The sequence below is a fragment of the Streptomyces sp. 6-11-2 genome (genome assembly GCF_006540305.1).
In the GTDB taxonomy this organism is placed as follows: domain Bacteria; phylum Actinomycetota; class Actinomycetes; order Streptomycetales; family Streptomycetaceae; genus Streptomyces.
In genome coordinates this window covers 4,808,892-4,821,104 of sequence record NZ_BJOR01000001.1, presented here as the reverse complement: position 1 = coordinate 4,821,104, position 12,213 = coordinate 4,808,892, and the positions used below count along the sequence as shown (strand labels likewise).

8 protein-coding genes are annotated in these 12,213 nt (G+C 72.9%); all 8 read right to left on the bottom strand.

Going from position 1 to position 12,213, the window contains the following annotated elements; genetic code table 11:
• Positions 1-31: 31 nt before the first annotated feature.
• Positions 32-1,021, bottom strand: a complete 990-nt coding sequence (gene holA, locus TNCT6_RS21145) for a DNA polymerase III subunit delta (protein ID WP_216372790.1) — start codon at positions 1,019-1,021, stop codon at positions 32-34.
• A 93-nt stretch (positions 1,022-1,114) separates the two neighbouring features.
• Positions 1,115-1,360: a hypothetical protein gene (locus TNCT6_RS21140; RefSeq protein ID WP_141361016.1), complete on the bottom strand. Its 246-nt coding sequence runs from the start codon at positions 1,358-1,360 to the stop codon at positions 1,115-1,117.
• 82 nt (positions 1,361-1,442) lie between these two features.
• A complete protein-coding gene (locus TNCT6_RS21135; protein ID WP_141361014.1) occupies positions 1,443-2,324 on the bottom strand; it encodes a YceI family protein in 882 nt (293 codons plus the stop codon).
• A 206-nt stretch (positions 2,325-2,530) separates the two neighbouring features.
• Positions 2,531-5,131, bottom strand: a complete 2,601-nt coding sequence (locus TNCT6_RS21130; protein ID WP_172632971.1) for a ComEC/Rec2 family competence protein — start codon at positions 5,129-5,131, stop codon at positions 2,531-2,533.
• A 170-nt stretch (positions 5,132-5,301) separates the two neighbouring features.
• Positions 5,302-6,414 carry a ComEA family DNA-binding protein gene (locus tag TNCT6_RS21125; protein ID WP_253266180.1) on the bottom strand — a complete coding sequence of 371 codons (1,113 nt, stop codon included), beginning with the start codon at positions 6,412-6,414 and terminating at the stop codon, positions 5,302-5,304.
• 768 nt (positions 6,415-7,182) lie between these two features.
• Positions 7,183-8,028 carry a DegV family protein gene (locus TNCT6_RS21115; RefSeq protein ID WP_141361011.1) on the bottom strand — a complete coding sequence of 282 codons (846 nt, stop codon included), beginning with the start codon at positions 8,026-8,028 and terminating at the stop codon, positions 7,183-7,185.
• 82 nt (positions 8,029-8,110) lie between these two features.
• Positions 8,111-8,857 carry a hypothetical protein gene (locus tag TNCT6_RS21110; protein WP_141361009.1) on the bottom strand — a complete coding sequence of 249 codons (747 nt, stop codon included), beginning with the start codon at positions 8,855-8,857 and terminating at the stop codon, positions 8,111-8,113.
• A gap of 121 nt (positions 8,858-8,978) precedes the next feature.
• Complete coding sequence (gene leuS / locus TNCT6_RS21105) at positions 8,979-11,852, bottom strand: leucine--tRNA ligase (RefSeq protein WP_141361007.1); 2,874 nt, start codon at positions 11,850-11,852, stop codon at positions 8,979-8,981.
• Positions 11,853-12,213 lie beyond the last annotated feature (361 nt).

Below are 12,213 nucleotides of genomic sequence, written 5' to 3'. Positions count from 1 at the left end.
GGACCTTCGACGCGGGGTGGCGCGGGCCGTCTCAGCCGCGTCCTCTGGAGCGGGCCGCCCGGGCGATGGTGACCACGGCCTTCTCCAGGGCGTACTCGGGGTCGTCGCCGCCGCCCTTGACGCCCGCGTCGGCCTCGGCCACCGCGCGGAGGGCGACGGCCACGCCGTCCGGGGTCCAGCCGCGCATCTGCTGCCGGACGCGGTCGATCTTCCAGGGCGGCATGCCGAGTTCCCGCGCCAGGTCGGCCGGACGGCCGCCGCGTGCGGACGACAGCTTCCCGATCGCCCGCACGCCCTGGGCGAGCGCGCTGGTGATCATCACCGGTGCCACGCCGGTGGCCAGCGACCACCGCAGCGCCTCCAGCGCCTCCGCCGCCCGACCCTCGACGGCCCGGTCGGCGACCGTGAAGCTGGACGCCTCGGCCCGCCCGGTGTAGTAGCGGCCGACGACGGCCTCGTCGATCGTCCCCTCGATGTCGGCGACCAACTGCGCCACCGCCGACGCCAGCTCCCGCAGATCGCTGCCGATCGCGTCGACCAGCGCCTGGCACGCCTCCGGTGTGGCCGAGCGCCCGAGCCCGCGAAACTCGCCCCGTACGAAGGAGAGCCGGTCGGCCGGCTTGGTCATCTTCGGGCAGGCCACCTCGCGCGCACCGGCCTTGCGCGCCGCGTCGAGCAGGCCCTTGCCCTTGGCGCCGCCCGCGTGCAGCAGCACCAGTGTGATCTCCTCGGCGGGCGCCCCGAGATACGCCTTGACGTCCTTGACCGTGTCGGCCGACAGGTCCTGCGCGTTGCGCACGACCACGACCTTGCGCTCCGCGAAGAGCGACGGACTGGTCAGCTCGGCGAGCGTGCCGGGCTGCAACTGGTCCGGGGTGAGGTCCCGTACGTCCGTGTCGGCGTCGGCGGCCCTGGCGGCGGCCACCACCTCCCGCACGGCACGGTCGAGCAGGAGGTCCTCCTGCCCCACGGCAAGCGTCACCGGGGCGAGAAGGTCGTCGTTCGCAGTCTTCCTGGCCATCGCGACAAGCATCCCACGGACCACTGACAAGGCCCCCGGCACGTGGCACCGGACGCCGCGGACCACACCGGTTCGCACCCGGCCCCCACAGGGCTAGGGCTCCTCGCGCCAGCCCTCCCACTCCGCCGCGAACGCGTCCAGCTCCGCCGGATCCAGCCGTTCCGCCTCGTCCCGGAGGACGACGAGCCACTGCGCGTCCTCGGCGTCGTCCTCACCGGCCAGCGCGTCGCGGACGATCCGCGGCTCCTCGTCGACCACGAACCGCTCCGCGAGTGCCTGCGCCACCTCCTCCGCGGCATCGCGGTCGGGCAGCACCAGCACGTGTCTCACATCGCTCACGGGGCCATTGTCCGGCAGCCCGCCGTGCCGAGGACCGGCGGCCGGCGGCCGGCGGCGCCCGACGGCCGTGCCCGGCCGGGCGTCAGGCCTTGGGGACGAGCTGTACGTCGAGGGCGACCTGGATGGTCGGCCCGACCACGGCGATCCCCCGCGCCAGCATCGTCTGCCAGCTCACCGTGTAGTCGTCACGGTGCAGCTCGGTGGTGGCCCGGCAGGCCGCCCGCACCTCGCCCTCTATGCCGTTGCCGAGCCCGAGGTACTCCATGTCGAGGGTGACCGTACGCGTCACCCCGTGCAGCGACAGCGCGCCGGTGACGGCCCATCTGCTGCCGCCCCTGTGCACGCACCGCTCGCTGTAGAACTCCAGCGTCGGGAAGTTCGCCACGTCCAGGAAGTCCGCCGAACGCAGATGGTCGTCACGCATCCGCACGTTCGTGTCGATGGACGCCGCGTCGATCACCACGTGCATCGCGGACCGCTCCACGGGATCGGAGATCCGCACCGCTCCCGCGAAGGAGTTGAACCGCCCGTGGATCCGGGCCAGCCCGATGTGCCGGGCGGTGAAGCCGATCGAGGAGTGCGTCGCCTCTATCTCCCAGTCGCCCGGCGCCGGCAGGTCCGGCGGCTGGGCGACCTGGAGGGTCACATCGCCCAACGGGGCCAGCGAGTTCTCGCCGACGAACACGGTCGCCCTGTGCGGCGTGTACCCCTCCGCGGAGATGGCGAGCCGGTACTCCCCCGCCGGCACCGTCGCCAGGAACAACCCGTAGGGATCCGTGCCGCCGCCGACCACCGTGCGCCCCATGGTGTCGCTGACGGTGAACTCGGCGTGCGCCACCGGTTGGTTGACCGGATCGAGCACCCGGCAGCTCAACACACCCGCGTCGGGCGGAGTCTGCACCGCCGCGAGCGGACTCGCCTGTTGCACCCGGTTCGTTCGGTTTCCCAGCCAGCGGCCGAACATCTACGCCACCCCATGCATGCCTCGACATCTCCATTGCCGAAGAAGTATTCGATCATCAACGGGGCATTCCAGGCAACACGAGCCCACATCATGAGAATCCGGCACATGCCACGGGACTGCACACAAGGAGCACCAACTGGCTGCTCATTGACAGAAAATGAAATTTTCCCCTCACCTTCCCCGCAACCGGCACACATCCCCGGCATTCAGTTCCGCGCCACACGCACCCCCGCACCCGCACCGGTCACCGCGAGTGCCCCGTCCTGGTCCGTGCGCAGCACCACCGCGCCCAGCGCGCGCAGGGCCGCGACGGTGGGAGGAGCCGGGTGCCCGTAGCTGTTGTCCGCGCCACAGGAGATCAGGGCCAGGCGCGGAGCCGCCACGCGTATCAGGTCCGGGCTCTGGTACGCCGAGCCGTGATGGGCGACCTTGAGCACGTCCACGCCCGCCAGTCGCGCGCTCATCGGGGAGTTCAACAGCGCTTGCTGTGCCGGGGGTTCGAGGTCGCCCAGGAGCAGCAGGCGCAGTCCGCCGGAGTGGACGAGCAGTGTGACGCTGGCGTCGTTGGGTCCGTCCGGGTCCGGTGCGGGGGGCGGTGGCGGCCACAGCACCTGCCAGGTCAGGTCACCGGTACCGCGCTGTTCCCCGGCACCGGCACGGGTCAGCGGAATGCCGTGACGGGCTGCCTCCCTCCGTACGAACTCGGCCTGCTGCGCGGGTTCTTGGTAACCGGTCGTCTCGATCGCGCCCACCGCGCGTCCGCGCAGCACGCCCGGCAGGCCGGCCACGTGATCGGCGTGAAAGTGGGTCAGTACGACCAGCGGGACCCTGGTGACGCCGAGCTTGCGCAGGCAGTGGTCCACCAGTGCCGGGTCGGGTCCGGCGTCCACGACCACACCGGCGCCGCTGCCCGCCGCGAGCACCGTCGCGTCGCCCTGGCCCACGTCGCACATCGCGAACCGCCAGCCGGGCGGCGGCCAGCCGGTGATCAACCGGGTCAGTGGCGGCGGCTGCACGACCACCAGGAGGAGCAGCGCCCCGCAGACCCCGCAGAGCCAGGGGTGTCTCAGCAGCCACCGGCCCGCGAGCACGGCCGCCACCGTGACGAGGGCCAGCAGCAGCGCCCCGGTCCAGCTTCCCGGCCAGTCCACTCCCCCGCCGGGCTGGGCCGCCCCCGTCCGGGCCACGTCCGCGATCCACCCGGTCGGCCAACTCGCGCACCAGACCAGCGTCTTCGCCACCGGCATCGCGACCGGTGCCGTTGCCAGCGCCGCGAAACCCAATACGGTCGCGGGCGCGACGGCGGCCTCCGCGAGCAGGTTGCACGGCACCGCCACCAGGCTCACCCGGGCCGACAGCACGGCGACGACGGGCGCGCACAGCGCCTGCGCCGCTGCCGCCGCGGCCAGCGCCTCGGCCGCCCTGGCGGGGACCCGACGCCGTTGCAGTGCCGCGCTCCAGCGGGGCGCGAGGGTGAGCAGGGCTCCGGTGGCCAGCACCGACAGCAGGAAGCCGTAACTGCGCGACAGCCACGGGTCGTAGAGCACCAGCAGCAGTACGGCCGTCGCCAGGGCGGGGAGCAGCGATCTGCGGCGCCCGGTCGCGAGGGCGAGCAGCGCCACCGCTCCGCAGGCCGCGGCCCGCAGCACGCTCGGGTCGGGCCGGCACACGACGACGAACCCCAGGGTGAGCGCCGCCCCGAACAGCGCGGTGCCGCGCAGGGGCAGGCCCAGCCGCGGTGCCAGGCCACGGCGCTCCACTCGCTGGGCCAGGCCCGGTGGCCCCAGGAGCAGGGCGAGGAGGATGGTGAGGTTGCTCCCGGAGACGGCCAGGAGGTGTGTGAGGTCCGTCGCCTTGAACGCCTCGTCGAGTTCGGGGGTGATCCGCGAGGTGTCCCCGACGACCAGGCCCGGCAGCAGCGCCCGCGCGTCCGCCGGCAGGCCGTCGGTCGCCGCCCGCAGCCCGGCACGCAGCCGGCCCGCCAGCCGCTGTGGCACGGACGGCTCCGCCACCACCTCGGGCGGCGCCCTGTCCTGGACCCGGAGGACCGCCGCGATCCGGTCGCCGCCCGTCATCGGGGGCGACAGCCGCGCGGTCACTCTCAGCCGCGTGGACGGCAGCAGCCCCAGCCAGGGCGAGAGCTGTGCCCCTTCCGCGGGGTGCGTGTCGTGCCCGTCCGGTGAGCGTCCCGGGTTTCCCGACGGGTCCCCGACACGGGACGCCGTGCGCGAGCCGATGTTGACCAGGATCAGCACCGGAGTCCGGGTCACCACCGCCGCCGCCGAGCCGGGTCGGTCGACGCGCAGCACCTCGGCGTCCACCCGTACGGAGGGAGGCGCCTGACGGTCACCGCGGATCCGGGGGCCGGTGAGGCGGGGGTCGGAGGTCAGCTCCACCTCGACGGTCACCGTGGCGAACTGCCGTGCCAGAGCGGGCACCGGACCGCGCCGCACGTCCGCCCCGTGGAGCCCGGCGGACACGGCGGCCGCGGCGGCGCCCAGGAGCGCGGCGGCAGCGGAGGTACGCGCCCAGGAGGCACGTGTCCCGGACCGCCTGATGGCAGGAGCCGGTGGCTGCCCTGCCGTGGGTGTGGGTGTTCCACGGCTTCCGCGTCGTCGGCCCACCAGGAGTACGGCGGCAGCGGCGAGGCAGGCGATCACGAAGCCGGTCACTCGGCCCGTGGAGCCGTCCAGTGCCACGGCCGCCGTCGCCCACGCCGCGAGGGCGGGAGGGACGAGCCGGAGGTCTGCCGGTCCTTCCTGCCGGGGATGGGCGTTGCCCAGTCGCTTGCCGGAGGCGGCGTGCACCGCAGGGCGGTGGTGAGTCCGGGCGGATGGGGGCTCGGCAGGGACAGGGCGGCCGGGAGGTGCGGGGCCTCGCTCGGTGCCGGGGTCGGTGCTGGTGCCGGTGCCAATGCCGGTGTCGGTGCCGGTGTCGGTGCCAATGCCGGTGTCGGTACCGGTGTCGGTATCGAGGTTCACGGGCTGACCAGGTCCCGCAGATCGGCGAAGCGGCGCGTGCCGATGCCGCTGACCTCACGCAGTTGGTCCACCGAGCGGAAGCCGCCGTGCTGCGTGCGGTAGTCGATGATGCGCCGGGCCAGCACGGGACCGACGCCGGGCAGGGTCTGCAACTGGTCGGCGGTGGCCGTGCTGAGGGAGACCGGGGCCGTGGACGTGCCCGCGGCACCCGTACCGGCCGCGCCGGAGAGGCCCGCTCCGGGCGCCTCGGGTACAGCGGCGGGAGCCGGGCCGCCGACGACGACCTGTTCGCCGTCCACCAGGAAGCGGGCCCGGTTGAGGCCGTCGGTACTGGTGCCGGGACGGACCCCGCCGGCCGCCTGGAGGGCGTCGGCCACCCGCGACCCGGCCGGCAGGCGCTGGATTCCGGGGCGCCGGACCTTGCCGCTGACGTCCACCACGATCTCCGTGCCGGGGGACGCCGGAGCGCCCCGCGCGAGGACCGGCGGCGCCCCGGCCGTGGTGGCCTTGTCCTGCCCCTGGTCCTCGTGGGGAGCCACGGCCCGCACCACCTCGGGTGCCTGGACCGTCTGCGTACGGCCGGTCCAGAAGTGCTGCACGGCGAGGAGCGCGGCGACGGCGAACAGTACGGTGAGCGCCACCACGTTCCTGCGCTCCAGCCCGCACCGCGCCTGCAACCACAACGGCATGCGCTCGCGCACCGCGGCCCCGGTCCGCTCCCGCCAGTCCGGCACCCCGGCAGGACCGAAGGGCTCCGACTCGGCATCGCCGCCCGTCTCCACGGCGCCCCGCACAGCGGGATGGGCCGCGCCCCTGCGGCCGGCCGCCACCGGGCCCGCCCCAACCGCCGTGGTCGAGCAGCTCACTTCGCGCACGGCAGCGGGGCTCACGCGGCCCGCGCCGGACGGACTCACGTCCGCCGAACCCCCGTCGACGACCACAGCCGGGCCGGCAGCGGCCATCGCTGCCGAGCCGCCACCGGCCATGCCAGTCGCCCCGCCGCCGACCACGGCCGCCGAACCCACGCCCACCGCCGCAGCAGAGGCTCCGGCTGCGGCTGCCCGGCCCACGCCGACCAGCCCACCACCGGCCGCCACAGCCGGGCCCACCTCCCGCACGGTGACAAAACCCCCATCGCCCAGGGCAGTCGAATCCGTGCAGTCCACCGCGGGCGGACCCGCGGCCACTGCCCTCGCCTCACTCGTGGCAGCGACGACGTCGGCCAGGACAGACGGCGCCGTACCACCCGCCGCAAGCGAACCCACGGCAGCCACACCCGCCCTCCCCACAACGCCAAGCCCCACATCAGCCACACCGTTCGGATCCGCGCCACCCGCCACAAGCCGGCCCACGGCCGCCGCGCTCGGCTCACTCCTGCGGGCGCGACCGAAGTCGCCCCCGGTCGTCGCGCCCTCACCACCCACAGGGGCCGACCCCGCGCCAAGCGCCGCAGCCTCGCTCGACGCGTCCGGTGGGCGGCCCGTCCGGTCCGGCGTCGCGGTGGCCCAGGACGGCCTGGGACGAAGGGGCCGAATCGGCGTGGCCGGGTCAGGGCCGGTCTTGTGCTTGCGCGCGGCCTCCGGGGAGTCACCGCCCGGTTCCCCCGCCCGCGCCGCGCGCTCGGCGAACAGTGCCTGCGCGCGGCGGTGCAGATCCTCCGCCGAGGCGTGGGAGCCCCGGCGGGCCGGTGGGCGTCGGTGGCGGGAGCGGCCGTCCGAGTCGGGGGCGCGGCCCGGGCCGCTGGTCGCCGCCGCTGTGCGTGAGCGTGATCGAAGTGCCATGCCAGGAGCATCCGGCAAACCGGCACACGCGCGATGATCTTGCTCAATTTCCGGGGACTACCGCCCAGTTGTGGACAACTCGCTCACCCGTACGGGTCAGCGCGGCGAGACCACGACCCCCAGCAGCCCCGGACCGGTGTGCGCGCCGATCACCGCCCCGACCTCGCTGACGTGCAGGTCGGCCAGGCCGGACACCCGTGTACGCAGCCGGTCCGCGAGGGCCGACGCCCTTTCGGGAGCGGCGAGATGGTGGACGGCGACATCGACGTCGGCGCCGCCCGCGCGCTCGGCCACGATCTCCTCCAGGCGGGCGATCGCCTTCGAGGCGGTGCGCACCTTCTCCAGGAGTTCGATCCGGCCGTCCTGCAACTGGAGCAGCGGTTTCACGGCGAGAGCGGAACCCAGCAGGGCCTGCGCCGCGCCGATGCGGCCGCCGCGGCGCAGATAGTCGAGGGTGTCGACGTAGAAGAAGGCGGAGGTGCCCCCGGCACGCTTCTCCGCGGCCATGACCGCCTCGTCCACCGTGCCGCCGGCCTCCGCGGTCTCGGCCGCGGCCAGGGCGCAGAAGCCGAGCGCCATCGCGACCATCCCGGTGTCCACCACCCGTACCGGCACCGGCGCCTCACGCGCGGCGAGCACCGCGGCGTCGTACGTGCCGGAGAGCTCCGCGGACAGGTGCAGGGAGACGATGCCGCTCGCGCCGGACGCCGCGACCCTGCGATAGGTCTCGGCGAACAGCTCGGGGCTGGGCCGCGAGGTGGTGACGGGCCTCCGCTTCTGCAGCGCCTGGGCGAGTGAACGCGTCGAGATCTCGGTGCCCTCTTCGAGCGCCTGGTCTCCGAGGACCACGGTCAGCGGAACCGCGGTGATGCCGTGGCGCTCCATCGTCCGCGGCGGCAGGTAGGCCGTTGAATCGGTGACGATCGCGACATGGCGGGACATGAGCTGGAGGTTACCTGCCGTAGTGCCCCGACGGCAGCCCAGCCCCTCTCACCGGGTCACGTGTGGCCGGATCGGGCCGTGTTCAAGTCGTGCTCTCGGGCCGGGGCTTCTTCTGCCAGGGGTAGACGGGGCGACGGCCCGACGGGGTGATGGCGGGCCGGACCGGCTCCTCGGCGGAGGCCTGCCGTGGGGCCCCGTGCCTGGTCCGCGGGTCCTCCGCGGCGGCCGGTGGCCCGGTCGTCGGTCCGGACGGCTCGGTCTCGGTCGACGGCTCGGCCGGCTCGGTCTTGGTCCAGTGGCGCAGCGCGCCGGCCTCCACGTCGATCTGGGCGCTCAGCGTGTCCAGGTCGTCGTCGGCGAAGCGGCGGGCGCGGTCGCGGGCCGCCCAGCGCAGGGAGTCGGCCGATTCCGTGATGCGCCGGGTGCGTTCGCGCAGGACCGGGAGCCGCTCGGTGAGCGTCGTCCGGTCCGGATCGGCCTCCAGTCGCTTGAGGTCGCCCTCGAGTTCACGCCCGTGCACGCTGAGCCGCTCGAACAGGGCGATGGACTCCTTGAGGGACTCGTCCTCGTACACGCCCGCGTACAGGGCGTCCTGGGTGGCGCGCATCGAGGTGCGCAGGGTGAGCCGCAGCTGGGCCAGTTCGCCCCCCGGGCCGGGCTGGGTGAAGGACTTGGCCCGCAGCGTGTGGTCCTCGACCGTGCGGCGGGCCTGGGTGATGGTGCGGTCCACACTGCGCTTGGCCGCCCCGACCACCTTCACCGCGGCGTAGGCGCCGAGCACCACGAAGACCGCGAAGAGGAGGACGAGGACGGTGACGACTGTTTCCACAGCGCTCCTCCTCCGGCTCGCGCGGCACCGGTCGCGCCGCCCTTCCACGGTAAACGCAACGGGCAGGCCCCGGGTTCCAGAAGAACCCCGAACCTGCCCGTAGGGGACTACCCCGAGGCACTCACGCAGGAACGATGTTCACCAGCTTCGGCGCCCGCACGATCACCTTGCGGATACCCGCGCCCTCCAGCGCCGCGACGACCTTCTCGTCGGCCAGCGCCACCTTCTCCAGCTCCTCCTCGGAGATGGCCGGGGAGACCTCCAGACGCGCCTTCACCTTGCCCTTGATCTGGACGACGCAGGTCACGGTCTCATCGACGACGTACGCCGGGTCGGCGACGGGGAAGTCCTGGTGGACGACCGAGCCGGAGTGGCCCAGCTTGTGCCACAGCTCCTCGGCGATGTGCGGGGCCAGCGGGGCGGCCATCAGCACCAGCGCCCCGGCGACCGAGCGCGGCACGGGCCGGCCCGTCTTCGTCAGGTGGTTGTTCAGCTCCGTCACCTTGGCGATGGCGGTGTTGAAGCGCAGGCCCTCCAGGTCCTGGCGGACGCCGTCGATCGCCTTGTGCAGGGCGCGCAGCGTCGCCTCGTCCGGCTCGGCGTCGACGACGGTGACCTCGCCGGTCGTCTCGTCGACGATGTTGCGCCACAGCCGCTGCAGCAGCCGGAACTGGCCCACCACCGCGCGCGTGTCCCACGGCCGGGACACGTCCAGCGGGCCCATCGCCATCTCGTACAGGCGCAGTGTGTCGGCCCCGTACTCGGCGCAGATCTCGTCCGGAGTAACCGCGTTCTTCAGGGACTTGCCCATCTTGCCCAGCAGCCGGGAGACCTTCTCGCCCTGGTAGTGGTAGGCGCCGTCGCGCTCCTCCACCTCGGCGGCCGGCACCGCGATGCCGCGGGCGTCCCGGTAGACGTAGGCCTGGATCATGCCCTGGTTGAACAGCTTGTGGAACGGCTCCGCGGAGGAGACGTGCCCCAGGTCGTACAGGACCTTGGACCAGAAGCGCGCGTACAACAGGTGCAGCACGGCGTGCTCGGCGCCGCCGACGTACAGGTCGACGCCGCCGTGGGGCATGCCCTCGCGCGGGCCCATCCAGTAGCGCTCGATCTCCGGGTCGACCAGCTGCCGGTCGTTGTGCGGGTCCAGGTAGCGGAACTCGTACCAGCAGGAACCGGCCCAGTTGGGCATGGTGTTGGTCTCGCGGCGGTACTTCTTCGGTCCGTCGCCCAGGTCCAGGGTGACGTTGACCCAGTCCTCGTTGCGCGACAGCGGCGTCTCGGGCTGGGTGTCGGCGTCGTCCGGGTCGAAGGTGCGCGGCGAGTAGTCCTCGACCTCGGGCAGCTCCAGCGGCAGCATCGACTCGGGCAGCGCGTGGGCCACGCCGTCCTCGTCGTAGACGATCGGGAAGGGCTCGCCCCAGTAGCGCTGGCGGCTGAACAGCCAGTCGCGCAGGCGGAAGTTGACGGTGCCCTCGCCGATGCCCTTGCGCTCCAGCCACTCGGTGATGCGCGCCTTGGCGTCGACGACGCCCAGGCCGTCCAGCTTCACGTCGTCGCCGGCGGAGTTCACGATCTTCGCGTCGTACGAAGCGAAGGCGTCGTCCCAGGTCGAGGGGTCCGTGCCACGGTCGTCGGCCGGCTCGACCACGCAGCGCATCGGCAGTTCGAAGGCGCGCGCGAAGGCGAAGTCGCGGCTGTCGTGGGCGGGGACGGCCATGATCGCGCCGGTGCCGTAGCCCATCAGGACGTAGTCGGCGATGAAGACCGGGATCTTCTCGCCGTTGACCGGGTTGACGGCGAACGCGCCGGTGAAGACGCCGGTCTTGTCCTTGGCCTCGGCCTGGCGCTCCACGTCCGACTTCGAGGCGGCCTGGGCCCGGTAGGCGGCGACGGCGTCGGCCGGGGTGGCGTGGCCGCCGGTCCACACCTCGTGGGTGCCCTCCGGCCAGGCGGCCGGGGTGAACTTCTCCACCAGCGGGTGCTCGGGCGCCAGCACCATGTAGGTGGCGCCGAACAGGGTGTCCTGGCGGGTGGTGAAGATCGTGATCCGCTCGCCGTCGATCGGGAAGTCGACGCGGGCGCCCTCGGAGCGGCCGATCCAGTTGCGCTGCTGGAGCTTGATGGCCTCGGGCCAGTCCAGCTCCTCCAGGTCGTCCAGCAGCCGGTCGGCGTAGGCGGTGATGCGCATGTTCCACTGGCGCAGCTTGGCCTTGAAGACCGGGAAGTTGCCGCGCTCGGAGCGGCCGTCGGCGGTGACCTCCTCGTTGGCCAGCACGGTGCCCAGGCCGGGGCACCAGTTGACGGGCGCGTCGGAGGCGTAGGCCAGGCGGAACTCGCCCAGGACCTCGGCGCGCTCGGCGGCGCTCAGCTCGGGCCACGCGCGCGTGTGCCCAGGCACGGCCCGCTCACCGGACTCGAACTGGGCGATCAGCTGCGAGATCGGACGGGCCTTCCCGGCCTCGTCGTCGTACCAGGAGTTGAAGATCTGCAGGAAGATCCACTGGGTCCACTTGTAGTAGTCCGGGTCGATCGTGGCGAACGACCGGCGCTTGTCGTGGCCCAGGCCCAGCCGGCGCAGCTGCGCCTTCATGTTCTCGATGTTGGCCTCGGTGGACACCCGCGGGTGGGTGCCGGTCTGCACGGCGTACTGCTCGGCGGGCAGGCCGAAGGCGTCGAAGCCCAGGGTGTGCAGGACGTTGTGGCCGGTCATCCGCTGGAAGCGGGCGTACACGTCGGTGGCGATGTACCCGAGCGGGTGACCGACGTGCAGGCCCGCGCCGGAGGGGTACGGGAACATGTCCATGATGAACTTCTTGGGCCGGGCGACCAGCCCGGGGTCACCCGCCAGGTCACCCTTGGGGTTCGGCGCCGCGTAGGTGCCGTCGGCGTCCCAGAAGTCCTGCCAGCGTGCCTCGATGTCGGCCGCCACGGCGGCCGTGTAGCGGTGCGGCGCTGCCACCTCGGAGGGGGCAGCGGGGTTCGTCTCGCTCATGGTCCTCAAAGCTCCATCGATCGTCTCTGCCCACGGCTGCGACTTTCGGAAATGAAAAATCCCCTCGCACAGGAGGGGACGCCGCGCCGATGCCGACCATCCGATTGGTCCGGCGGTCGGGACTGATCAGCGCGGCTCGCTAAGCAGAAGGCGTACGGCACGCATGGCGTCAGGGTACCGCAGCCGTCGAGTGCGGGGCGACGAGCGTCCGCGGAGCGGGACGCCGGCCCCCGGCGAGTCGCGAGGGACCGGAGATCCGTTTGTGAAGGTTCAGAAAAACTGAACATCGTTCAAATTTAACCCGGCGTAATGGATCCTATGGGGACAACACGAGCCCCGGCAGCGCCGTTGATAACAACGC